Annotated in this window: 22 protein-coding genes and 1 riboswitch; of the genes, 18 read left to right on the forward strand and 4 right to left on the reverse strand. The window is 40.7% G+C overall.

Annotated elements, in window-relative coordinates; translation table 11 throughout:
• The first annotated feature begins 18 nt into the window (after positions 1-18).
• The 6 genes from ACFWE9_RS10240 (at position 19) to ACFWE9_RS10265 (ending at position 5,408) form a co-directional block, all read left to right on the forward strand.
• Positions 19-324: a hypothetical protein gene (locus tag ACFWE9_RS10240; RefSeq protein ID WP_230160611.1), complete on the forward strand. Its 306-nt coding sequence runs from the start codon at positions 19-21 to the stop codon at positions 322-324.
• Between the two features lie 568 nt (positions 325-892).
• Positions 893-1,822 (forward strand): cytochrome aa3 quinol oxidase subunit II, encoded by a 930-nt coding sequence (gene qoxA, locus ACFWE9_RS10245; RefSeq protein WP_230160609.1) that lies wholly within the window; start codon positions 893-895, stop codon positions 1,820-1,822.
• Between the two features lie 75 nt (positions 1,823-1,897).
• Positions 1,898-3,844 carry a cytochrome aa3 quinol oxidase subunit I gene (gene qoxB / locus ACFWE9_RS10250; RefSeq protein ID WP_377356645.1) on the forward strand — a complete coding sequence of 649 codons (1,947 nt, stop codon included), beginning with the start codon at positions 1,898-1,900 and terminating at the stop codon, positions 3,842-3,844.
• A complete protein-coding gene (gene qoxC / locus ACFWE9_RS10255) occupies positions 3,844-4,440 on the forward strand; it encodes a cytochrome aa3 quinol oxidase subunit III (protein WP_230160605.1) in 597 nt (198 codons plus the stop codon). Before qoxB ends, qoxC begins: the two co-directional genes overlap by 1 nt.
• Before the next feature lies 1 nt (position 4,441).
• Positions 4,442-4,726, forward strand: a complete 285-nt coding sequence (qoxD, locus tag ACFWE9_RS10260) for a cytochrome aa3 quinol oxidase subunit IV (RefSeq protein ID WP_230160603.1) — start codon at positions 4,442-4,444, stop codon at positions 4,724-4,726.
• A 232-nt stretch (positions 4,727-4,958) separates the two neighbouring features.
• On the forward strand, positions 4,959-5,408 hold the full coding sequence (locus tag ACFWE9_RS10265; RefSeq protein WP_377356646.1) for a YfmQ family protein: 450 nt from the start codon (positions 4,959-4,961) through the stop codon (positions 5,406-5,408).
• 465 nt (positions 5,409-5,873) lie between these two features.
• On the opposite strand, the gene ACFWE9_RS10270 is transcribed toward ACFWE9_RS10265, so the two are convergent.
• Together ACFWE9_RS10270 and ACFWE9_RS10275 are read right to left on the reverse strand one after the other, a co-directional pair.
• Entirely contained in the window at positions 5,874-6,008 is a 135-nt protein-coding gene (locus ACFWE9_RS10270; RefSeq protein WP_230160599.1) for a BA3454 family stress response protein, read from the reverse strand.
• Positions 6,009-6,251: 243 nt separating this feature from the next.
• Positions 6,252-7,088, reverse strand: coding sequence for an EamA family transporter (locus tag ACFWE9_RS10275; RefSeq protein WP_377356647.1), 837 nt, complete (start codon positions 7,086-7,088; stop codon positions 6,252-6,254).
• A 151-nt stretch (positions 7,089-7,239) separates the two neighbouring features.
• Positions 7,240-7,285, forward strand: a riboswitch (PreQ1 riboswitch).
• 107 nt (positions 7,286-7,392) lie between these two features.
• Between ACFWE9_RS10275 and queF the strand changes: the two genes are divergently transcribed.
• Together queF and ACFWE9_RS10285 are read left to right on the forward strand one after the other, a co-directional pair.
• Positions 7,393-7,890, forward strand: coding sequence for a preQ(1) synthase (gene queF, locus ACFWE9_RS10280; RefSeq protein ID WP_377356648.1), 498 nt, complete (start codon positions 7,393-7,395; stop codon positions 7,888-7,890).
• Between the two features lie 202 nt (positions 7,891-8,092).
• Complete coding sequence (locus ACFWE9_RS10285; protein ID WP_230160593.1) at positions 8,093-9,439, forward strand: aspartate kinase; 1,347 nt, start codon at positions 8,093-8,095, stop codon at positions 9,437-9,439.
• 359 nt (positions 9,440-9,798) lie between these two features.
• Here the strand turns inward: ACFWE9_RS10285 and ACFWE9_RS10290 are convergent, their stop codons facing one another.
• Positions 9,799-10,359: a nitroreductase family protein gene (locus tag ACFWE9_RS10290; protein ID WP_377356649.1), complete on the reverse strand. Its 561-nt coding sequence runs from the start codon at positions 10,357-10,359 to the stop codon at positions 9,799-9,801.
• 454 nt (positions 10,360-10,813) lie between these two features.
• Between ACFWE9_RS10290 and ACFWE9_RS10295 the strand changes: the two genes are divergently transcribed.
• Both ACFWE9_RS10295 and ACFWE9_RS10300 read left to right on the forward strand, forming a co-directional pair.
• Positions 10,814-12,562, forward strand: coding sequence for an ABC transporter ATP-binding protein (locus ACFWE9_RS10295; RefSeq protein ID WP_377356650.1), 1,749 nt, complete (start codon positions 10,814-10,816; stop codon positions 12,560-12,562).
• The gene (locus tag ACFWE9_RS10300) at positions 12,537-14,327 is read left to right on the forward strand and encodes an ABC transporter ATP-binding protein (protein WP_377356651.1); all 1,791 of its coding nucleotides are present in this window, start codon (positions 12,537-12,539) and stop codon (positions 14,325-14,327) included. The genes ACFWE9_RS10295 and ACFWE9_RS10300 overlap by 26 nt, the downstream gene beginning before the upstream one ends.
• A 52-nt stretch (positions 14,328-14,379) precedes the next feature.
• On the opposite strand, the gene ACFWE9_RS10305 is transcribed toward ACFWE9_RS10300, so the two are convergent.
• The gene (locus tag ACFWE9_RS10305; RefSeq protein ID WP_230160585.1) at positions 14,380-15,120 is read right to left on the reverse strand and encodes a MerR family transcriptional regulator; all 741 of its coding nucleotides are present in this window, start codon (positions 15,118-15,120) and stop codon (positions 14,380-14,382) included.
• A gap of 85 nt (positions 15,121-15,205) precedes the next feature.
• Here ACFWE9_RS10305 and ACFWE9_RS10310 point away from each other — a divergent pair, with 85 nt between their 5' ends.
• The 8 genes from ACFWE9_RS10310 (at position 15,206) to scpC (ending at position 23,435) form a co-directional block, all read left to right on the forward strand.
• Positions 15,206-15,910 (forward strand): CPBP family intramembrane glutamic endopeptidase, encoded by a 705-nt coding sequence (locus tag ACFWE9_RS10310; RefSeq protein ID WP_377356653.1) that lies wholly within the window; start codon positions 15,206-15,208, stop codon positions 15,908-15,910.
• A 213-nt stretch (positions 15,911-16,123) separates the two neighbouring features.
• Positions 16,124-18,181, forward strand: coding sequence for a carbon starvation CstA family protein (locus tag ACFWE9_RS10315; protein WP_377356655.1), 2,058 nt, complete (start codon positions 16,124-16,126; stop codon positions 18,179-18,181).
• Between the two features lie 13 nt (positions 18,182-18,194).
• A complete protein-coding gene (locus tag ACFWE9_RS10320) occupies positions 18,195-18,398 on the forward strand; it encodes a YbdD/YjiX family protein (protein ID WP_230160580.1) in 204 nt (67 codons plus the stop codon).
• 536 nt (positions 18,399-18,934) lie between these two features.
• A complete protein-coding gene (locus ACFWE9_RS10325; RefSeq protein WP_230160578.1) occupies positions 18,935-20,149 on the forward strand; it encodes an ammonium transporter in 1,215 nt (404 codons plus the stop codon).
• 11 nt (positions 20,150-20,160) lie between these two features.
• Positions 20,161-20,523, forward strand: a complete 363-nt coding sequence (locus ACFWE9_RS10330; protein ID WP_230160576.1) for a P-II family nitrogen regulator — start codon at positions 20,161-20,163, stop codon at positions 20,521-20,523.
• Between the two features lie 62 nt (positions 20,524-20,585).
• Entirely contained in the window at positions 20,586-20,768 is a 183-nt protein-coding gene (gene fbpA, locus ACFWE9_RS10335; RefSeq protein WP_356714859.1) for a Fur-regulated basic protein FbpA, read from the forward strand.
• 359 nt (positions 20,769-21,127) lie between these two features.
• Positions 21,128-21,778, forward strand: a complete 651-nt coding sequence (locus tag ACFWE9_RS10340) for a LytTR family DNA-binding domain-containing protein (protein WP_230160574.1) — start codon at positions 21,128-21,130, stop codon at positions 21,776-21,778.
• Between the two features lie 130 nt (positions 21,779-21,908).
• Complete coding sequence (scpC, locus tag ACFWE9_RS10345) at positions 21,909-23,435, forward strand: succinyl-CoA:acetate CoA-transferase ScpC (RefSeq protein WP_377356658.1); 1,527 nt, start codon at positions 21,909-21,911, stop codon at positions 23,433-23,435.
• The last annotated feature ends 39 nt before the right edge of the window (positions 23,436-23,474 follow it).

The following is a 23,474-nucleotide window of genomic DNA, read 5'->3' on the forward strand; positions in this document are numbered from 1 at the left end:
AAGAAAGGGGATGAAATAATGAAAGCTAATCAGAAGATGTTAGATGCAGTGAAATGGGTATCAGGCACAGGGTGTGTAATCGGGATGATCATTTTTTCCTTAAGTTTTTTTGTAAGCGATTACAATAAAGATTATATTTTAACCGCTGTTGGAATGGCTATCACATTAAGCGCAGCTGCCATTTTTCTAGTTGGCATATTTTTTGTCCTGACAGAAGAAATGGTGATGAACACTCATAAGGGTGAAAGAGTTGAACCGGAAACGACCAAAATCATAAAAATCAAAACAAAGGCCAAAGCAAAAAGAAGCAGGGTGTCAATTTGACACCCTGCTTCTTTTTTTGTTACCCAAAACCGGTGGATATAATGTACTGAACTTACGGTTGTGTGGGTGGCTTTATTATTTGCATCAACAGATCCGTTGTAGGAATTTTGTGCATGTGGCTATTTAAAGGAATTAAATTTGTTTTTCTTCAATTATATTAACCCTTCATTTACTTACTCTTCGTGTTTAATTCAAGATGTAAATAAAAGTGTATTCATTAGGGCTTATAAAGGGACTAATGATGTACGAAATTATAAGGTGAAATTATAACTCATTATATTAAAATAAGATAGGGAACAGCTGTAAATAGCTATAACAGTATGTAGACCTTTGCGGGAATAGATTATAAATTCCTATTATATTTCATTTGCGCTAGGTTTTCGAACATTTCAGGTCAATTACCATCTTCTTACTGCTCTTTCATGAACTTTATGTGACAGATGTCACTTTGTATTGTCTTTTTTAACACTTGGGATTAATATTGGTATGTCGGTATTTGTGAATATGGTAACACTTTATCCGAATAATTACCAATAGGAATTTTAATATGTAAGAAAGGGGTAGTACTATGAAAATGAAATGGGCTTTATTAACTATACTTTTTACTATTGCAACTGTACTAACTGGTTGCGATAACCCATTAATGGTCTTGGACCCTAAAGGGCCAGTAGCTGCAACACAAGCAAATGTTATTATGATATCGATCTGGACAATGGCCTTTGTCGTTCTTGTCGTTGTCGTACTGTATGTCCTTATGATATTGAAATATCGTGCTTCCAAACAGAGTGATGATTATGAACCACCTCATATTGAAGGAAGTAAGGTTCTTGAAATAATTTGGGTAGCGATTCCAATTTTAATCGTTGCTTTCCTTTCAGTTGTTACTGTAAAAACAACAAATGAAGTTGAGGCAACACCGAAAGGTTACGAAAAACAAGAACCATTAGTTATCTACGCTTCATCTTCTAACTGGAAGTGGCATTTTAGTTATCCGGAAGAAGACATAGAAACAGTTAACTATTTGTTTTTACCGACTGATCGGCCAATTGAATTTAAACTATACTCATTCGGTCCAATCGCCAGTTTCTGGATTCCACAACTTGGTGGACAAAAATACGCGATGTCCGACATGGTTACCACGTTGCATTTAGCTGCTGATGTGCCAGGGGAGTATATGGGTCGAAATTCAAACTTCAGTGGTTCAGGTTTTGCTCAGCAAACGTTCAACGTTAATGTATTGCCTACAAAAGAATACGATAAGTGGGTAGATGAAATTAAAGCTACGGCTAAACCAATTACTGAGGATAAATTCAATGAATTATTAGAACCAGGTCATGTGGGGCAATCCACGTTCACTGGGACTCACTTGAAGTTTTCTCCAGCTCCAGAGGGTGAAAATTCAGGTCATCACCACGGAACATCTGATACTGAAAAAACTGATTCTGAGGAGTCCAGCAAAGATTCACACGAGGGACATTCAGAACACAGCAATCATTAAAGTTTTAACTCACGTTCTATTAAACTACTAGTTTTACACGATAAGGAATATTTTCCTGAAAGGAGTCACAAAAGTATGGATTACTTTGATCGATTTGCCGTACCTCACCCAAGTCCTGCAATTTATGCATCCATGATTGCTATTGGCTTGACCATGATCGCGGTTGTTGCCGGAATTACCTATTTTAAAAAATGGGGTTACTTATGGCGTGAATGGTTAACAACAGTTGACCATAAACGGATTGGTATCATGTACATCTTGTCAGCATTACTTATGCTTTTCCGTGGTGGCGCAGATGCCCTCATGATGCGTGCTCAAACGGCTGTTCCAGATAACGGTTTGTTGGATGGACAGCATTATAATGAAATCTTTACAACACACGGGGTTGTCATGATCCTGTTCATGGCTATGCCATTTATTATTGGGTTAATGAACATTGTTACACCATTACAAGTTGGAGCGCGTGACGTAGCATTCCCACGTCTAAACGCAGTAAGCTTCTGGTTATTCTTTATGGGTGCGATGTTATTTAACATCTCTTTCGTAGTCGGTGGTTCTCCTGATGCAGGTTGGACTTCTTACTTCCCACTGGCAGGTAACGAATTCGCTGAATCAGTCGGTTCGAACTATTACGCGATTGCGATTCAGATTGCTGGTATCGGTACATTACTGACTGGTATCAACTTTATCGTAACCATCTTGAAAATGAGAGCACCTGGCATGAGTTTAATGAAAATGCCAATGTTCACATGGTCCATTTTGATAACAAACTTTATTATCGTTTTCGCTTTCCCTGTATTAACGGTTGCTCTTGCGTTGATGACAATGGATCGCCTATTCGGAACTCAATTCTTTGCAATGGCTAATGGCGGTAGTGATATGCTTTGGGCAAACTTGTTCTGGGTATGGGGACATCCTGAAGTTTATATAGTCATTCTACCTGCATTCGGTATTTACAGTGAAATCATTTCAACTTTTGCACGCCGGAACCTATACGGGTATAATTCGATGGTTATCTCCATGGTAGCTATTTCTACTCTTTCTTTCGTTGTATGGGCTCACCATTTCTATACAATGGGTCACGGTGCAATGGTTAACGGTATCTTCTCCATCACAACGATGGCAATTGCCGTACCGACCGGTGTTAAGATATTCAACTGGTTGTTCACACTTTGGAAAGGTAAAATCGTTTTTACCGTCCCAATGCTTTACTCTTTAGCTTTCATTCCGATTTTCACACTCGGTGGGGTAACGGGAGTTATGCTTGCGATGGCAAGTGCTGACTACCAATACCATAATACAATGTTCTTAGTAGCTCACTTCCACTACGTATTGATTCCAGGTACTGTATTTGCCGTACTTGCTGGTTTTACGTACTGGTGGCCAAAAATGTTCGGTTTCATGTTGAGCGAAAAGATTGGGAAATGGTCGTTTTGGTTCATTACAATAAGCTTTAACGTAACATTCTTCCCGATGTTCATCACTGGTTTAGATGGGCAAGCACGTCGTATGTACACGTACTCTGAATCAACGGGCTATGGTCCATTGAATATGCTCTCTTTCGTTGGAGCGATTGGCTTAGCAATTGGTTTTGCTTTAATTTTGTACAACATTTATTGGAGCACTCGTTATGCATCAAGAAATATTTCAAACGATCCATGGGATGCACGTTCTCTAGAGTGGGCAACGCATACACCAATTCCTGAATACAACTTTGCCGTTGTACCAACAGTTGAATCTACGGAAGCCTTCTGGGATTCTAAGAAAAAGGGCTTTAAATTATTCAGCGGTAAAATAGAAAAGATTCATATGCCAAATAACAGCGGCGTGCCATTTATCCTGAGTTGTATCTTCTTCGTTTGGGGCTTTGCGATGGTATTCAGCATGTGGATCATTGCAATCATTGCAACAATCGGAATCTTTGCTTGTATGACGCTTCGTTCATTCGAAAAAGATCACGGACGTTATATCTCCGTTGAAGAGATTGAAGAAACTGAAAATAAATTGCGAGGTGCTAAGTAATGAAAATAGATAGCTCGCTGCCACTAGAATATAGCACGGAAGAAAATCGCTTAAAGATTTTTGGATTTTGGATTTTCCTGGGAGCAGAAATAGCTCTTTTCGCTACACTGTTCGCCACTTACTTTGTATTAGTTGAGGGAACTGGGAATGGCCCATCAGGGGAAGAACTTTTTAAAGTGCCAACCCTAATGCTTCAAACCATTTTCCTTTTAACAAGTAGTTTTACCATCGGCCTTGGAATCAATGCAATGAGACTTGGTAAACAGAAAGCAATGCTAAGTTTCTTCGTTATCACTCTTATTCTTGGTTTAGGCTTCTTGGGAGTTGAAATCTACGAATTCGTGGAGTATGTACATGAAGGAGCAACGATCCAAACAAGTGCTTTCTTATCTAGTTTGTTTACGTTGCTAGGTACGCATGGAGCTCACGTTACGCTTGGTTTGTTCTGGGGAACATTCATCATTCTGCAGACTAAAAAACGCGGTTTTACTCCAGAAACAACAAACAAGGCTTTCATCTTCTCACTATACTGGCATTTCTTAGACGTTGTCTGGATTTTCATCTTCAGTTTCGTTTACCTGAAAGGAATGATGTAATATGAAAGAATTATTCCCACGGGGACAAGTAATGGGATTTGCCTTTTCACTAGTCCTGACTTTGGTTGCACTTTCAGTTATAGTGTTTGATCTTTCACTTAAAATGGGAGTGATCGTCCTGCTTGTGACGGCCTTCATGCAAGCAGCACTTCAATTGGTCATGTTCATGCATGCAGGAGAGTCTGAAGATAAAGCATCGATTTATACAAACGTTTATTATGGATTATTTGTTGCATTAGTTACGATTTTCGGTACAATGCTAACAATGATTTGGGGATATCAATAAGCAATTCCGAAAAAACTGGTCGTCATCATGACGTCCAGTTTTTTTGCTTTTAATTGCAGTGGTTGAAGTATATATTTTTCTAATTCGCTGCATGAAAATTGGATCTTATTTCGGGGTTCACGAAAAGCGAAACGTTAATAGAACGGTCACATCTTCTATGAAAATCCATCCGTCCCTTTGTTATAATTAGTTATATGCCAATAAATTTAGACCATAGCGGAGATGATGAAATATGACATTGCCTGTTTTGATTTTAACAATTATCTTAAGTTTGGTTAAAATATTAGTTTCTTGTCTTCCGACCGATACAGTGAATTGGATTCTGAGCAAATTTAAACTGCATTCTGAACTTAGCGAAGCCAACTCTATCGTAACCCTTAACGGAAAACGCTTGGAAAATGAAAAAAAACTCCAAGTCATAAATTATTTTAATGAAGCTAGATTTCTAAAGAAAAATCACATATTCCCGGGTAACGAGCAATTGTTTTTACATCCAGAGAACAGTGGGACTCCATTAGTCATTGATACTAAAAGTGGCAAAAAGGATGTTAGGATATTTGTGTACATTTACAACGATCACGTTGATGTAGTTAAGCAGTACAAGAAGAAATTAGTTTCTTATAGCCTGCTTTCCGATAGCCTTCAAGAACATTCCATGCCATTAATAAGAAATTTAGTATAAAAACATTAAAGAAGACGGTCCTTAAAATGAGCGTTCAGACTGTAGATATACTCGATGAAAATTGAGTTTGTCTACAGTTTTTTTGAGGGTATGTAAAAATTAGATTACCACTCCAGGCACTCGCTTTCCGTCCCCCTTGCTCCTTTACGCCTGAGGGGTCTCCCTTGGACGCGCTTTTCCCGCAGGAGTTCTCGCACAACCGTTCCAACCAACTTTGTTTTAACCGTTAGATAGGATTCCTTTTGTCTACAAACTTGACGGTCCTTAAAAAGACCGTCTTTTTTTATAAGTCTTTATTGTGTAATTCTAAATTACTGGTTATTCAGATTGAAGGAAAAAACAATTGCTTTTAAGTGGGAGGGAATATCTGTAAAGGGGATCTTTATAGTGCAAGTGAAAAGTGATTTTAGAAATTAGATCAAAAAGGTAATAAAAAAGCAGGTATCTATTACGATGCCTGCTTTTTTATGCTTTCCATTGTTTTTCTACTTGATGAAGGGCTAGTTGTAAAATTTCTTCTTGATTAGTACCCGGTTTAGTAAGGACGTTAGTTTGATAAGATTTTCCTTGGAAATCAACTGTTACTGTAACTTTTACCATTTTGCATCTTTCCTTTCTTAATTAAATGAGATGGTTGTACCTACTTCTTTTATACCCGTGGCAGAGGATTTTTCAAACATTTCAAAAGCAGCAAAATTGGAAGAATCAATATTCAAAATTATCTGTTATTTAAAAGGATGTGTCAACACTTTTTTTGAACCAATCCTATTTCCCGGCTAAATAAAAAAACGACCTGGCTTGTGTGCACATGACAGTCAGGTTGTTTTTGTAAATGAACTATATTCATATTTTAGTTAAGATAATGCCGATTAATGCTGCAAATACTCCGGCAATTTGATAGGTTTTTAGTTTTTCCTTGAATAAATAACATCCAGCGAATACGACAACTAAACAGTTCAGGCTGACGACAGGGAAAATGATGCTTGCGATCCCGGTGTTCAATGCAAAGAAATAACATCCATAGCCTATCATGCTTAAAAAGCCTACTAAGGAACCGATTTTGACTTCCTTTAGCTTGATTTTTTCATTTTTAAAGGCTAGAGCCGAAAGAAGATAAAGCATTCCGCCTCCATACATTGATACAAGGATATCAAGGGAGTTTAAATGAAGACGTGTTGATGTCGTCATAAGAATGCCGAGTACACCAAAAGATAAGATGGAGAATAATGTGTGCATAATCCAAGGGACATATTGATGGTTACCTTTAGCATTAGGTGTATACTGAATGACTAAGGTAGCGAGAAACATGCAGACGATTCCACTCCACTGCAGGGTAGAAATATGTTCGTGAAAAATTAAAGCTGCACAGAGAATGGGGAATATGGCATTCGCTGCGATTAATGGTGATGTCAAGCTTGCCGGCCCTTTTTCAAAGGCGCTTGCCATCTGGATGTTACCATTAGCGTTCAGTACACCAATAGCTGCACCAAGCAAGATAGATAGCCAATCCAGCTTCAAACCATCCATAAATACTCCATAAAAAATGGACAAAATAAAAGCTGAAAAATAAAAGAAAAATTGGATATGTATCTTGGAATAGCCTTTTCCGCTGCTCCATTTGAAAATGCTATTATTGATACCGAAACATAAACTGGTGATGAGTGCTGCAAAAATCCACATTTGTATGATCTCTTCCTTCTTATAGGGTGAACTGCTTGTTTCATTTTAAACTGAATATATAAAGGAATCAAACCCAATTTAAGAGAGTTGCATTGACAGATTGTCTTTTTTTTTTTATATTTACTATGACAATTTAAAATATTTCCCGATAACGGGAGAGGTTCATAGCATCACCCTCTTAAAAAAACTATGGCTTTGATATTTTTCGCGAATCAACCATATCTTTGAGGAGATATGGTTTTTGTTATATAGAGGCCCATTTTATGAATCTCCCCTGACAAACGTGGAAGAGGAGGACTTTTTTATGTCTGGAAGAAAAGAAGAAGAATTAAATGATATTACATTGCTTGGGAATCAAGGGACAAAATATACATTCGACTATGCACCTGAAATTCTGGAGTCGTTTGATAACAAGCACCCTAACCGTGATTACTTCGTCAAATTCAATTGCCCGGAGTTTACTAGCTTATGCCCGATAACGGGGCAGCCAGACTTTGCAACCATTTACATCAGCTATATTCCAAGTGTGAAGATGGTGGAAAGCAAGTCTTTGAAGCTTTATTTATTCAGCTTCCGGAACCATGGTGATTTCCATGAAGATTGCATGAACATCATCATGAACGATTTAATCGAATTGATGGACCCGAAGTATATTGAAGTTTGGGGTAAATTCACTCCTAGGGGCGGAATTTCCATCGATCCATACACCAATTATGGGAAACCAGGTACGAAGTATGAGGAAATGGCGGATTACCGCTTGATGAATCATGACTTATACCCGGAAACTGTGGATAATCGTTAAAGAATAGGAGAGACAATGGGCATATGCCTGTTGTCTTTTTTTTGTTTTAGCCATTCTCGATTAGCGGTCCTGTTGCTTTGTCCTTTTTGAAAATACAAATGTCCTCCTATAATGGAATTTCCACTTGATTGTTTCGCTAAAAAGCGTAATAATAGGGAGAGTTGATTTTGACAGAATATTTACGAAAATAGGGGATGTCGAGATGAAAGTTGCAAAGTTTGGAGGAAGTTCACTTGCATCAGGTGAACAGTTGAGGAAGGTATTCGAAATTGTTGTTTCAGATCCAGAGAGGAAGATCGTGGTCGTTTCGGCTCCAGGGAAACGCAATTCCGATGATATAAAGGTGACGGATCTATTGATTGAGGCTGCAGAACAGCAGCTGCGCGGGAATAACGGTGAGCCTTTAATTGAGGACGTGGTCTCCCGCTATGCGAGCATTGCTGAAGAGCTGGATATATCCGAGCGTGTCATCACTGGGATTCATGAAAATTTAATGGCACTGTTGCATGCAGACCAAACTAACCCGAAGCGCTATTTGGATGCCTTGAAGGCCAGCGGTGAGGATAATAATGCGAAGCTGGTCGCAGGTTATTTCCAAAGCCGCGGGATAGAGGCACAGTATATAAATCCAAAGAAGGCTGGCTTGATCGTAACGGATGAAGGTGGATTTACCAAGGTGCTGCCAGAGTCCTATGATCGATTATATGCTCTTCGTGATGAACCTGGAATCGTAGTATTCCCAGGATTCTTCGGGTATACGTTAGATGGTGATGTTTTAACCTTCTCTAGGAGCGGTTCCGATATTACGGGTTCGATACTTGCGAATGGCGTCAAAGCTGATTTGTATGAGAACTTTACGGACGTAGATGCCGTTTATGCGGTGAATCCGAATGTGGTTTCCAATCCGAAAGGGATCCGGGAATTAACTTATCGCGAAATGCGGGAGCTTTCTTATGCCGGTTTCTCGGTATTCCACGATGAGGCGCTAATACCTGCATTCCGTGCGGGAATACCTGTCCATATCCAAAATACGAACAACCCGATGGCACAAGGGACCCGCATTGTGAGCACACGGGATAATACGAATGGTCCGGTTATCGGGATTGCAAGTGATAAGGGATTTTGCAGTATTTACATTAGCAAATATTTGATGAACCGTGAAGTTGGTTTTGGCCGGAAACTGCTGCATATCCTTGAAGATTACGGTGTTTCATATGAGCATATTCCGTCAGGCATTGATGATGTGACACTAATATTAAGGCAGGACCAGATGAAGGGTGATGCCGAGAAGAAAATCATTTCACGCATCAAGCAAGAACTTCATGCTGATGAAGTGATGGTGGAGCATGATCTTGCCTTAATCATGATTGTAGGTGAAGGAATGCGCCATAATGTCGGTACAACGGCAAGAGCCTCAAAAGCGCTGGCCGATGCAAAGGTCAATATTGAGATGATCAACCAAGGATCTTCAGAGGTAAGCATGATGTTCGGCGTGAAAGGATTCAATGAAGAGACGGCAATTCAGGCATTATATCACGAGTTCTTTTGAGAATAATAGATCAGTGACCTCCTTTTAGAAGGGGGTTTTTTTGTGATCAATCTTTTAGTCACTATACGTAAGGCTGGACTTTTTATCTGGTTCTTTATGATGAGCGTAAGATGCGAGACTCCTGCGGGGAAATCGCGTCAAGGGGAGACACAGCAGGCGTAAGCCGAGGAGGCTCCCGGACCGCCCGCGGAAAGCGAGTTCCCTACGTTAAAACAACGTTCAAATTGTAAAAGCCATAAAAAAACACCCCGTAAATGTTAGTTTGGTGTCTAACATTTACGGGGCAGTTCAACTCGATTTTCATCGAGTTTGTCTACAGTCTGAGCCTCCAATTAAAGATTGGAGGCTTTCCTTTTATATTAGTCCATAATGGTCAGTATTTGATCGATCGCTTTCCTTGGACGTGGGGTGGGGATCATATCAGGGTAGCCAACGTGAAGACTGCCGACGATTTTCTCGCCAGGCTTCACGCCTAGAGCATCACGAAACTCCATACTGTGTATCATGCCGTATGTTTCCCATATCATCCCGATTCCTTGTTCCCAGGCAAGCAGGCTGAAATTTTGGATCAGAGCACTTGTAGCTGCATAATCTTCTTCTCGTATCATTGGATTTGGATTCTCTTCCATGATCACTGCGATAAACATCGGGACACCAATAAGTTTGTTATATCCACGCTGTCCTGCTTCCTTTTTCTTTTCCGGATCCTTCTCTTTGCCTGCCATGAAGGCACGGGTTGCTTCTGCCAGTTTTATGCGGCTGTCACCTTGAACCACGACGAAGCGCCATGGCTGGGTCATTTTATGGTTTGGTGCCCACGTCGACGTTTCCAATAAAGTTTGGATGGTATCAAGAGGAACAGGAATGTCCTTAAATCGCTTGATGCTGCGCCGTTCTTTAATGATATCTTCAAGTTTCATGATCATCCTGCTCCTTTAATCTTATATATAAGTTTATTAGTTTTAAAAAAAATAACCCCGGCTGCCTAATATGCTTCCAACGTGAATAAAATGACTTGAATAAAGAGGGGGCAATATTCCAGTGACATGCATTCGCTAACAAGCATATAAGTTTTACTACTAGGCACAGAGAAGCCGGGGCGACATTGTAACTATGTACAATATCAAAAGGGTACGATAAGAGATTATCGCAATTGCTTATCAAATTTCAGAGATCGATAATGAAATTGAAAATCATTATCAATTAGAATTTTCGCTTATTTCCTGTTATTTGTCAAGAGCATTTATGAAAAAAAAAACAAGTTATTTGCCTAACCTTTAAATCAGCTTAAATCTTTTAAAAAATCTGTATAAAAATGTATAATGAGAAGATGAAAGATGCTATCTACATATGAAGAATCGAAGGGTGTCATAGATGATAAAACTGTCCTCATTTCTTAAACCGTACTGGCTCTTGATCATTCTTGCTTTATTATTAATGGTCGTCGAGCTCGGTGTTGAACTGTTACAACCTCTATTTATAGCAAAAATAATTGATGATGGCATTTTACAAAAAGATTTATCGGTGGTGATTAAATGGGGAAGTATCATGGTTGGACTTTCCATTTTTTCATTTCTTGGAGGAATCGTTAATTCCTTTACAGCATCACATGTAAGTCAAAGTTTTGGGCATGAGGTCAGGAAAAGCCTTTTTGGTAAAATACAGGCGTTTTCTTTTGCGAATTTGAATAACATCCCGACTTCCTCGTTGATTACAAGGATGACGAATGATGTGACCCAGCTTCAAAATACGGTTTTTATGGGCCTGCGTATCATGGCGAGAGCACCATTAATCGTAATCGGCGGGGCAATCATGGCTATTGCGGTCAATTTGAAACTATCTCTTGTGTTGGTCATTTCGATTCCTGTTCTTGTTTTCTTCCTGGGGTGGGTAATGAAACGAGCGGCCAAGTTATTTAAGCTAGTCCAGAAAAAGCTCGATAACGTCAATAGCGTCATGAGGGAAAACCTGATAGGCATGCGCCTGATCAAAGCTTTTCTTCGTAAGGACCATGAGATCGGAAGGTTTGACGACGCGAATGACGAGTTGAAAAGAAAGACTGTCACTTCCCTCCGTTTAATTGAAACGACCATGCCCATGCTGATGCTGGTCATGAATGTCGCGATCCTTATCATCCTTTGGCTGGGAAGCAAGTTTATTACAACGGGAGATATACAGGTTGGGGAAGTTGTGGCAATTGTAAATTATGCAACAAGGATTGTGGCGTCACTTTCCGTTTTTTCATGGCTGATCACGGTCATTTCCCGTGCAAAGGCTTCGGCGGAACGAGTGACGGAAATATTTGAAACTCCGATAGATAACGATGAAGGTAAGATGGAAAGCAAGAGTGAGGCCGTCAAGGGGGGAGGAATCAAGTTTCTTGATGTATCTTTCCGCTTTCCTGGAACAGATACACCAGTATTGAAAAACTTGAACTTCTCTATCGATCCGGGGCAATCACTTGCCATTATGGGAGCAACAGGGTCCGGAAAAACATCCCTGTTTCAGCTGATTCCAAGATTATACGAAGTTGAAAGCGGCTCCATTCGTATAGATGATCAGGATGTGAAAGATATTCCCCTGGATTCGCTTCGGAAAGGGATCGGCTATGTACCACAAGAGGCCCTGCTTTTTTCTGGAACGATAAAAAATAATATTGCCTGGGGGAAAGAAGGGGCGTCGATTGAGGAAATAATGGCAGCAGCCATGCATGCTCAGGTCCATGAAACCGTGATGAAACTCCCGAAGCAATATGAAACGCAGTTAGGGCAAAAAGGAGTGAACCTGTCAGGAGGGCAAAAGCAGCGGTTATCGATTGCGAGAGCATTGGTGCGCAGACCGAAGATTCTCCTTCTGGATGATAGTACAAGTGCGTTGGATTTGAAAACGGAAAGTAAATTGCTCACCGCTTTAAAGGCCTATACGTGCACGACAATCATCATTACACAAAAAATAAGTACAGCCATGGAGGCGGACAAAATCTTGTTGCTGGAAAATGGTGAAGTGCTCGCCGAAGGGAAACATGAAGATTTGATTCAAATAAGTGATCTTTATAGGAAGATCGTTCACTCACAGTTTGGGGAGGAGGGGATTTCTCTTGAGTCGAAAAATATCTCCCGATAAGGCAAAGTCAAAACCGGTCAACTCATGGAATACGATAAAAAGGATCATCCCCTACTTGGCGACGAAAAAAAGCCTGCTATTTTGTGTCCTTTTCATGGTATTGATTAGCTCGGTTTTGGGTTTGCTTGGCCCGTTTCTTGTTGGCAGGGCCATTGATGATTATATTGTCACAAAGGATAGCGGTGGGTTGATTAGCCTTCTTATCGGGCTTCTTTGCGTCTATATATTCTATTCCCTATCCATGTGGCTTCAGAATTATTGGATGATCGGCATTGCGCAGGATACGGTTTATGCGATGCGCAATCAATTGTTCAAAAAGCTTCACCAATTGTCCATTCCCTTTTTTGACCGACGTCAGCATGGGGAATTGATGAGCCGGGTCACGAATGATATAGAAAATGTCAGTTCCACTTTGAACAGTTCCGTGATCCAGATTTTTTCAAGTGTGCTGACACTGATCGGAACCATCGGGGTAATGCTGTATTTGAGCCCGTTATTGACGGTTTTAACCTTATTCATCGTTCCTCTTATGTTCTTCGGATTGAGATGGATAACGAACCGGACGGGAAAGCTTTTTAAAGAACAGCAGAAGAACCTTGGAGAACTGAATGGATTTATTGAAGAAACGATTTCTGGACAGCGGATCGTAAAGGCCTTTTCACAGGAAGATAAAGTGATTCGTGATTTTATCACCCGGAGTGAAAACTTAAAGAAAGCCGGATTTTTATCACAATCTTATTCTGGGCTGATTCCCAAGCTGATGAATTTACTGAACAACTTGAGTTTTACGGTAATAGCAGCAGTCGGCGGGTTTTTGGCGCTGAACGGAGTAGGAACGGTCTCCATCGGTGTCATCGTCATTTTCACCGAATATTCAAGGCAATTCACCCGACCGCTAAATGATCTGGCTAACCAATTCAATACACTCCTCTCAGCTGTTGCTGGTGCGGAGCGGGTTTTCTCCATTCTTGATGAAAAAGAGGAAGAAATGGATGAGAAGCAGGCCTGCGAACTTCGGGATGTTTGTGGCGAGGTGGACTTTGAAGGTGTTTCCTTTTCCTATAATGAAGAGGACCAAACGATATATGATGTTAGTTTTCATGCGGGAAAAGGTGATACCATCGCGCTAGTGGGGCCGACTGGGGCCGGTAAGACTACGATCATCAATCTTCTTGCCCGATTTTACGAGCCGAACAGCGGGCGGATATTGATCGATGGCCAGAATATCCAGCAGGTAACGAGAGCAAGTCTCCGCAAGCATATGGGCTTTGTTTTACAGGATTCCTTTTTGTTTCAAGGTACGATTCGGGAAAATATTCGTTACGGTCGATTGGATTCGAATGATGAAGAAGTGGTGGATGCAGCCAAGCTTGCCAATGCCCATTCCTTTATCATGAAACTGCCTGATCGATATGATACCATTTTGAATCAAGATGGCAGCGGAATCAGTCAGGGACAGCGCCAGCTTTTATCGATTGCAAGGGCTATATTAGCCGATCCCGTTCTATTGATCTTGGATGAAGCGACAAGTAGTATAGATACGATTACCGAGCTTAAAATTCAGGAAGCATTACACCGCTTGATGGAGGGAAGGACAAGTTTTGTCATTGCCCATCGATTGAATACGATTCAGCAAAGTGATCAAATCCTCGTACTTGATGAAGGCAGGATCATCGAAATGGGACCCCATGATGAATTGTTGCGGAAAAGGGGTTTTTATTACGAACTATATCGCAGCTCATTAAAGGAAAATCAGACCGGATGATGAAAAAAATGTGTGCCGTTAGGCGCACATTTTTTGTGTTGATCACAAAACCTTATACTTTGGACTTGCAATCCGTTTCGTTTAACGAGGCAATTGCCTCTTCTAAAAATATGAGGATTTCTTCCTTTACCGGATATAAACCTGCCGAGGAAGAGTCAGCTGCGGATTTACGGACTTCCCAGAATTTCTCCTCTAGATCTTTGTTTCCTTCGAAAATCAATTCGGATAAAAGCAGGCAATCTTCAGCGAGCAGTCTTCCTTCCTCGGATTCGGCAGGAAATCCTTTTTTGATGGTTAATTCTATACGTTTTATTAGGTTGATCCATTGTTTCGTTTGGATATTATCTTTTTCCATCTTAGGTAGTTTGTCCAAGGATTGCCGTTCTTCCTTGCTGAAGAATTGATCACGATTATGTTCTTTTCTTTTGATTAGCGGCAGCAGCAGCTCCCAATCGAGATCTCCTTCGACTTCTATGCTATTTAACAAGGTTTGGATGTTCTTAAGAGTGTTTTCCGCTTCCCCTATGCTTGATAGTGTCTGTTGTTGTTGATGAAGGAGCAATTCTTTGAAGGCCTTTTTATCCAACACGGTCTTTATATCATCTAAAGAGACCGAAAGGCTTTTAAGCAAGCAAATTTTTTCAAGCCTTTTGAGGTCTTTTTCCGTATAATACCGGCGGCCATTTGCGTGTCGGAACTCAGGTGTCAGTAATTGGATTTGGTCGTAATACCGAATCGTTCTAATCGTAACGTTCGCCAGTTTGGACAATTGCCCCACGGTCCAAAATTCCATTGTCTTACCTCCAAATTAATATTGAAGATGACGTTGCGTCATCATCTACACTTACATTATAGCTTAACTGAACAGGAGGGATAAAATGGATTTTGACAAAGATGAGTATTTTAAAGATGATCCTTGGGGAATTAAGGAAGGAGTATGGATGTTGGGGTTATCATGTTTCATTGTGCCTGTTTTCATTGAAAACTTGCTGAGAGAGCAGTTCGATTCATTTTTTCGGAATAGTTTATATGCAGGAACGACCATGGGCTTCATTATGGCCATCGTTTTTATGTTGGGGGTTTATTTCGTATGCTTAAAGCCTTGCAGCTTATCTTGGAAGGAAGTGGGGGTTCGCCGATTTGCGGCGTCTTACTGGGGGCCGATAGCAGGTTGGACCATTGTATTGATAATTAGCAGTATTATGGTGCTTGCCCTGATGATGTCCGCAGGGGGAACGTATGAAAATGAAAAAACGGAAAGTGTAAAACAGAATGTCACAGTCTTTAATTTCTTCATAGGCTTCATTTCTGCCGCCATCATTTCTCCCGTTTATGAGGAGATCTTTTATCGGGGTTTCATATACCGTTGGGTCAGAGTCCGAACGGGAAAGTGCAGGGGAATGTTCATAAGCTCCTTCCTTTTCATGATCGTTCATATCCCTACTTATAATACATTAATGATCAATTTTATAAGCGGGTTGGTAATTGCTTGGGCATACGAAAAGACAGGGTCCATCTGGCCATCTGTTTTGATTCATGGAATATTTAACGGACTGGCTGTGATATTGACGTTCATATCCTGAAGTGACCAAAAGATAAAGTGGAACAAGAGGGATAAATCGACAAGATATTTGTAAATACATGACAAATTGACTTAATTCCTATTGCTAAAAAACCTTATAATAACATATAATTCTGAATATACGTAAAATTCTTTAAATTAAATGGATCATAGTCTAACTCCATATGATATGAAGATTTTTTATAGTAAACCGAATGAGAGGAGATGGTGAAAAATGAAAGCGCTTAAGTCGGTCATTCTTTGGGGAATTATATCTGCTGTGGGTGCGGTAAGTTTTGGCTTCGTCGCGTTAAACCGTGGGGAAAGTATTAATGCCATGTGGATTGTCACTGCAGCACTCTGTGTTTATTCAATTGCGTATCGCTTTTATAGTAAATTCATTGCACAGAAAGTGTTTGAGCTAGATGATGATCGCCAGACCCCATCGGAAGCGAATAATGATGGGAAGGACTACGTTCCTACGAATAAGTGGGTGTTGTTTGGTCACCATTTTGCGGCAATTGCCGGAGCCGGTCCCCTCGTAGGTCCAATACTTGCGGCGCAAATGGGATATTTGCCAGGAACACTATGGCTTGTAGTCGGAGTTGTTTTAGCTGGTGCCGTTCAGGATTTCGTTATTCTCTTCGGTTCGATGCGCCGTAACGGTAAATCTTTGGGGGAGATGATCAAAGAGGAAATTGGACCGATCACAGGTTTGATTGCGATGATCGGAATCCTCGGCATCATGGTTATCTTATTAGCGGTACTTGCCCTTGTTGTTGTAAAAGCGCTGGTAGGCAGTCCTTGGGGGATGTTCACGATTGCCTCGACGATACCGATTGCAGTCCTCATGGGCATCTACATGCGATATATAAGGCCCGGTCGTGTTGGAGAAGGTTCCATTATTGGCATCGTACTATTGATGCTTGCGTTATTTTTCGGCCGCTTTGTATCCGAAAGTGCTACATTGGCGCCAATGTTCACATTCAATGGGGAAACGATCGCCATCATGTTGATTGTATATGGCTTCGTTGCTTCTGTTTTGCCGGTATGGATGCTATTGGCACCGCGTGATTATTTAAGTACATTCTTGAAAATCGGAACGATCATCGGACTTGCACTTGGTATTTTTATCGTCATGCCGAGCCTGGAAATGCCTGCTGTCACTCAATTCATTGATGGAACAGGACCCGTTTTCTCCGGGAATTTGTTCCCATTCTTATTCATTACGATCGCTTGTGGAGCGGTATCGGGATTCCATGCACTCGTTTCATCGGGGACAACTCCTAAAATGATTGAACGTGAATCCCATTCGCGTCCTATCGGATACGGGGCTATGTTGACTGAATCCTTTGTAGCCATCATGGCGATGATAGCAGCCTGTGTACTGACTCCGGGAATTTATTTCGCTATTAACAGCCCAGGTGCCGTCGTGGGAACGGATCCGGCTCAAGTGGCGGCTACGATATCCGATTGGGGTTTCATTTTGACACCTGAAATGATTACCGGTTTAGCAGATGATGTTGGGGAAGAGACCATTTTATCACGTACAGGAGGAGCGCCAACCTTTGCAATCGGTATGGCCCATATCTTTTCGAAAGTGGTTGGTGGAGCGTCCCTGATGGCGTTCTGGTATCATTTTGCGATTCTGTTCGAGGCCTTGTTCATATTGACGACCATTGATGCAGGAACCAGGGTAGGGCGTTTTATGATACAGGATATTATCGGAACTTTTTACAAGCCGTTTGCCGCAACGGAAAAATGGCTGCCTAATATTATTGCGACAGCCATTTGTGTAATTGGCTGGGGATACTTCCTTTATCAAGGGGTCATCGATCCTCTTGGTGGGATCAATACCCTCTGGCCGTTGTTTGGAATTGCGAATCAGATGCTTTCAGCCATTGCATTGCTGCTTGGGACGACAGTCCTTTTCAAAATGGGCAAAAAAGCGTATACATGGGTCACTCTCGTGCCTACTACATTCTTATTGATAGTGACCATGACGGCGGGATGGCAAAAGCTGTTCCATGAAAACCCTGCCATTGGCTTTTTAGCTCATAAGGATAAATTTAGTGCAGCCTATGATAATGGGGACATTCTTGCTCCGGCAGCCACTCTAGCCGAGATGAAACGGGTTATCGTCAATGATTATGTGGATGCTGCCCTTTGTGCCATCTTCATGATCGTTGTAATCACTGTCCTGATTTCTGCCATAAGGTTGTGGATAAAGGTCTTGAAGAATCAAAATACAGATTTACATGAATCACCTTATGTATCTAGAAGGACATCATAAGGGAGGGGTGGCAGTGTTGAAAAGATTGATTAAGATTCTCAGCTACAGAAAACAGTTTGTCAGTTTGCTTGTCGGCGTGCCTAGTTATGATACCTATGTGGCGCATATGAGAGTTCACCATCCGAAAGATCCTGTAAAGACGAGGAAAGAATTTTTCTGCGAAGCACAGGATGAACGATATAACGCAAAAGGCGGGAAAGTGTCTCGTTGCTGTTAACTGAATATCCGTTGAAGGGTCCTCATCTGAGGGCCCTTTTTTAGTTATAAAATGGAGGAAGGGAAAATAGGCAAATGTCCCGTTAATGGCCTTAAACTGGCGAGAAAAATCGTATCGTTTTGAGGGCAGCTTCCCCTTATATATGTGGTTTATAGATAATCCCTTTCTCGATATTAAATCGGAGAAGGGCTGTTGCATTTACGAAAGATTAAGGTTGCCCATTCCTTTGATCATCCCCATTCATAAAAAAATTTGCTCTAACTTTAACTTAACCTTTACCATTTATCCCTCCAAATTTTTCTTTATCTTCGGATTTCCTCTTAACTAATTATAAAAAACGTATTCCATTAAGTGGGTATCGAGACTGGATCATTATTTTGTGTTTCTTTACTTAAAACGATGTTATTAAACCTAACATTATTTTTGTTAGATCAAAAAAAATAGTTGAATTATTAGAAAATTAAGTTTATGATAAAAAATATAACATCAACGTGTTAATAAACATAACATAAATATAAAAGGGGGAAAAAAACAAAATGCAAAATGCAGATTCGGTATTTATGTTTTTGGCGACAATGATGGTTTGGCTCATGACACCAGGGATTGCCTTATTTTATGGAGGGATGGTAAAAAGTAAAAATGTCCTGAATACCGCTATGCATAGTTACATGCCACTGGCAGTCATTTCGATTCTTTGGGTGCTGATCGGATATTCACTATCATTTGCACCAGGAAATACACTCCTAGGCGGTCTGGATTGGGTTGGTTTAAAAGATGTTGGCTTCGAACCTGGTCCATACAGCGAAACAATTCCTCATAGCTTATTCATGTTATTCCAAATGACCTTTGCCGTTTTAACCGTCTCGATCATTGCAGGTGGCATAGCCGAGCGGATGAAGTTTTCAGCATTTTTGATTTTTACAATCCTTTGGTCTTTATTCGTATACGCCCCTGTTGCTCACTGGGTATGGGGAGGAGGCTGGTTAGCAGAACTGGGTGCACTGGATTTTGCAGGGGGCAACGTTGTTCATATTTCTTCTGGGGTTGCCGGACTGGTATTAGCGATCCTGTTAGGCAAAAGGAAAGAATCGGGGGACAGCGCGCCACATAACCTTCCTTTAACATTTCTTGGCGGAACATTAATCTGGTTCGGTTGGTACGGCTTCAACGTAGGAAGTGCATTGACAATCAATGAAGTGGCGATGAATGTATTCGTTAATACAGCAGTTGCAGCAGCTGCAGGCATCATTGGCTGGTTGATTGTTGAGTATATGGCTAATAAAAAGGCGACATTGCTGGGGGCCGTATCCGGAGCGATTTCTGGGTTGGTTGCCATTACACCAGCTTGCGGATTTGTAACGCCTGCATCATCCATCATCATCGGAGTCGTTGGCGGGGCCGTATGTTTTTGGGGAGTATTCTTCTTGAAGAATAAACTGGGATACGACGACGCCCTCGATGCATTCGGGCTACACGGTATCGGTGGAACATGGGGTGGCGTCGCTACAGGTTTATTCGCAACCACTTCCGTCAATGAAGCTGGAGCTAATGGTGTATTCTATGGTGACTTCAATTTACTGTGGAAGCAGCTTGTAGCGATCGTGGCGACTTATATTTTCGTTGCAGTGGTGACATATATCATAGCTAAAGTCATTAACGTTTTCGTTCCGTTACGTGTCAGTGAAGAAGATGAATCCATGGGGCTAGACATAACGCTTCATGGTGAAAAAGCCTATCACGAATCAATTTAAGGGGGGATCATATGTCCGAGGTTTTAACGAAAATAGAGATCATAACACGTCCTATCAAGTTCGAACAATTCAAAGCGGAATTGGCAAAAATAGGAGTGAGCGGAATGACTGTATCGGAAGTAAAAGGAACGGGTCTTCAGAAAAGTTATGTGGAAACATATAGAGGTAGAAATCGGGAAATGTCATTACATGACCGGATGAAAATCGAAATCGTCGTTTGCGAAGTACCAGTTCAGGATGTTGTGGATGTAGCAAGGAAATTCTTAAGCACCGGTAAACCAGGCGACGGTAAAATCTTCATTTATGAATTGGCGAATGTTGTTAATATCCGTACAGGAAAAGAGGGGCATGATGCGTTAAAGAATGATCTCTAATTTTGTGATGATCATTCCGAGCGAATATGCCGGAACCATAGGTCAAAGAAAGGGAGTTGAAAATGGGGAGACTGGTCCGAATTGTTAATGCAAAAAAACAGAAGATCATTAATACACTCATTTCAGAGGGGGTATATCAACCCGATGACCGACTCTTTTTATTCGATTTACCATTAAAAAAGTTAGAGGAAATTTTATCCCTTCGTATAAAGTCCTCGATTCAAAATCCCCGTTTGAAAAAATAGCCACTTAGCCGTAATCCTTTGTAAGGAGAACGGCTTTTTTCCTGTTAATCCCAAAATTAGAAGTAGTATTTTAATCGTATATAGCGTTGCGCTAAATTATATATATAACGAAACTTTTTTCTTGAATCCCCCATGGAAATCGGGGAGCTTTCCAACTATAATGAATAAGGACATAAATTTAAATCCAATTTTATTGCTTTTTTTGACACTTTTCGCTTAGTTAACTCGTTTTTTCTTTATTTTGCGAAAAAGTTAATACAAAAAATGTAAGTCTTCGTATAATCCATGAATTATGTCGCGAATGCCCTGTTTAATAATGGGCAAATTAATTAATATGTTCTTTTAAGAGGTGAAGGGAAATGGATCAATTTACGGTCGAATCCGTTTTAAATATCATAAGGGAATTTGTACCGAAGGATGCTTCAATTTCTGTGGCTGATTCTGAAAAATACATTTATTACCAACCTAGTAAGCAGGTTGACTTAAGAATAAAACCGGGTGATTTAATAAGTAAAAACACAGCGACGTACAAAGCGTTGAGTGTTCGTAAAAAAATTGGGGTGCAAGTTGAAAGTAATGTATTTGGCGTACCTTACTATGGGTTAAGTGTACCAATTATGGACGAGGGCAATCCTTTGGGGGCGGTAACGGCCATTTTACCGTCAAAGCCATTAATCTTACCGACATCATTTTTGACCATTAAAATAGATGACCGCTGGATTCCGCTTCCATATGACGAAATTATGTATTTAGAAGCTCAAAATAGGAAAACTAGAATTCAGTCCGAAGATGTGAGTGGATTTCATAAAATGAACTTAAGTGAATTAGAATTCATTTTACCGAGTGATTTATTCATTCGGGTGCATCGTTCGTACATCGTCAATATCAACTATATACATGAGATTCTTCCTGATTTTCATTCTACATTTTTACTTATAATGAAGGACAATTCAAAAATCCAAGTCAGTCAAACTTATGCAAGTCAATTCAGAAGAGCGCTGGGATTTTAGGGTTTCTCCTTTATGTGATAAAAATGCTGGTTTGTGCTCTATTTAAGGCTTTTCATTCGAAAATGAATGTGACAATTACACGGGCTTGATAAAATTAAGTGTAAGAAAAGCGAAAATGGGGGTCTTTTGTATGAACGAAAGCGTTTTCAAAAAAATTCGCAATGAACAATTCAAGGGGAAAGTTGTAACAGCGGAAGAAGCAGCTTCATGGATCAAAGATGGGATGAAACTTGGTATGAGTGGATTCACTCGTGCTGGTGATGCTAAAGTTATCCCGATGGCTCTAGTCGAAAGGGCTAAAACAGAAAAATTTAAAGTTGACGTTTTTACTGGTGCTTCATTAGGACCGGAAGTCGACCAACATATGGCGGAAGCGGGTATCATTAACAAACGCTTACCGTTCCAAGCGGATAAAGGTATTCGTAATAAAATAAACGCTGATGAAGTCACTTATGTGGATCAGCATTTATCTCATACAGCTGAACAAGTTCGTCAAGGCATTGTCGGACCAATCGATTTTGCGATCATCGAAGCATTGGCGATTACAGAAGAAGGATTAATCATCCCGACCACTTCTGTTGGGAACTCAGCCATCTTCGTTCAAGAAGCGAAACATGTAATCATTGAATTAAATGTTTCTCATCCAGAAGGATTGGAAGGCATGCATGATATATATACACCAGCAAAGCAAGGGGAGCGTGAGCCGATTCCTATGACTAGCGTAAGCGATCGTCTAGGATCAATCGGTATCCAAGTTGACCCTGAAAAGGTAATGGGTATCGTCGTTTCAACAGATCTTGATGCACCTTCTACAATCGTGCCGCCGGATGAAGAAACAGCAACCATTGCCAACCACCTTATTGACTTCCTTCGTGAAGAAATCAAGGCTGGCCGTTTAACTGAAAGTCTTGCTCCGCTTCAATCAGGAGTAGGGTCAGTGGCTAATGCCGTATTCGCTGGCTTCCTTGATTCTGAATTTAAAGATTTGGAAGTGTATTCAGAGGTACTTCAAGATGCGGTATTCGATTTAATCGATGCTGGAAAAGTTAAATTCGCTTCAGGTTGTTCAATTACATTAGCTGAAGAAAAAGGAAAGCAAGTTTACGGTGAGCTTGATAAATACCGCGATAAACTAGTTCTCCGTCCGCAAGAAATATCTAACCATCCTGAAATCATCCGTCGTCTTGGATTGATTTCAATCAATACGGCGTTAGAGTGTGATATTTATGGTAACGTAAACTCCACGCATGTTTCTGGGACAAGAATGATGAATGGAATCGGTGGATCGGGAGACTTTGCCCGTAACTCACGCCTAGGTATTTTCGTAACGAAATCATATGCAAAAGGCGGCAATATCTCTAGTATCGTTCCTTTCGTTTCTCATGTGGACCACACTGAGCATGATGTGGATGTATTAGTGACAGAGCAAGGGATCGCTGATTTACGTGGTCTGGCACCAAAAGAGCGCGTGGAGTTAATCATTGAAAACTGTGCACATCCTGATTACCGTCCGCAGCTTCGTGCATACTTCACAGAAGCTGTTGCGCAAACTGGAGGACACCAAACTCCGCATATTCTTGAAAAAGCATTCTCTTGGCATACGAACCTAGCTAAAAACGGTACGATGCTTGAAGCAGCTCTTCAAGATCAAAAATAAGAGTCAAAACCCCGCCAATACGGCGGGGTTTTTTTATTT

Source organism: Peribacillus sp. NPDC060253, from assembly GCF_042727425.1.
Lineage (GTDB): Bacteria > Bacillota > Bacilli > Bacillales > DSM-1321 > Peribacillus.

What these genes read in the sequence shown, in the direction of transcription:
- ACFWE9_RS10330 (WP_230160576.1), top strand. Translation starts at nt 20,161, where the DNA reads ATGTCCGAGGTTTTAACGAAAATAGAGATCATAACACGTCCTATCAAG.
- qoxB (WP_377356645.1), top strand. Translation starts at nt 1,898, where the DNA reads ATGGATTACTTTGATCGATTTGCCGTACCTCACCCAAGTCCTGCAATT.
- ACFWE9_RS10285 (WP_230160593.1), top strand. Translation starts at nt 8,093, where the DNA reads ATGAAAGTTGCAAAGTTTGGAGGAAGTTCACTTGCATCAGGTGAACAG.
- qoxA (WP_230160609.1), top strand. Translation starts at nt 893, where the DNA reads ATGAAAATGAAATGGGCTTTATTAACTATACTTTTTACTATTGCAACT.
- ACFWE9_RS10290 (WP_377356649.1), bottom strand. Translation starts at nt 10,359, where the DNA reads ATGAAACTTGAAGATATCATTAAAGAACGGCGCAGCATCAAGCGATTT.
- ACFWE9_RS10310 (WP_377356653.1), top strand. Translation starts at nt 15,206, where the DNA reads ATGGATTTTGACAAAGATGAGTATTTTAAAGATGATCCTTGGGGAATT.
- ACFWE9_RS10305 (WP_230160585.1), bottom strand. Translation starts at nt 15,120, where the DNA reads ATGGAATTTTGGACCGTGGGGCAATTGTCCAAACTGGCGAACGTTACG.
- fbpA (WP_356714859.1), top strand. Translation starts at nt 20,586, where the DNA reads ATGGGGAGACTGGTCCGAATTGTTAATGCAAAAAAACAGAAGATCATT.
- qoxD (WP_230160603.1), top strand. Translation starts at nt 4,442, where the DNA reads ATGAAAGAATTATTCCCACGGGGACAAGTAATGGGATTTGCCTTTTCA.
- ACFWE9_RS10240 (WP_230160611.1), top strand. Translation starts at nt 19, where the DNA reads ATGAAAGCTAATCAGAAGATGTTAGATGCAGTGAAATGGGTATCAGGC.
- ACFWE9_RS10275 (WP_377356647.1), bottom strand. Translation starts at nt 7,088, where the DNA reads ATGTGGATTTTTGCAGCACTCATCACCAGTTTATGTTTCGGTATCAAT.
- ACFWE9_RS10270 (WP_230160599.1), bottom strand. Translation starts at nt 6,008, where the DNA reads ATGGTAAAAGTTACAGTAACAGTTGATTTCCAAGGAAAATCTTATCAA.
- scpC (WP_377356658.1), top strand. Translation starts at nt 21,909, where the DNA reads ATGAACGAAAGCGTTTTCAAAAAAATTCGCAATGAACAATTCAAGGGG.
- ACFWE9_RS10325 (WP_230160578.1), top strand. Translation starts at nt 18,935, where the DNA reads ATGCAAAATGCAGATTCGGTATTTATGTTTTTGGCGACAATGATGGTT.
- ACFWE9_RS10340 (WP_230160574.1), top strand. Translation starts at nt 21,128, where the DNA reads ATGGATCAATTTACGGTCGAATCCGTTTTAAATATCATAAGGGAATTT.
- ACFWE9_RS10265 (WP_377356646.1), top strand. Translation starts at nt 4,959, where the DNA reads ATGACATTGCCTGTTTTGATTTTAACAATTATCTTAAGTTTGGTTAAA.
- ACFWE9_RS10315 (WP_377356655.1), top strand. Translation starts at nt 16,124, where the DNA reads ATGAAAGCGCTTAAGTCGGTCATTCTTTGGGGAATTATATCTGCTGTG.
- qoxC (WP_230160605.1), top strand. Translation starts at nt 3,844, where the DNA reads ATGAAAATAGATAGCTCGCTGCCACTAGAATATAGCACGGAAGAAAAT.
- queF (WP_377356648.1), top strand. Translation starts at nt 7,393, where the DNA reads ATGTCTGGAAGAAAAGAAGAAGAATTAAATGATATTACATTGCTTGGG.
- ACFWE9_RS10295 (WP_377356650.1), top strand. Translation starts at nt 10,814, where the DNA reads ATGATAAAACTGTCCTCATTTCTTAAACCGTACTGGCTCTTGATCATT.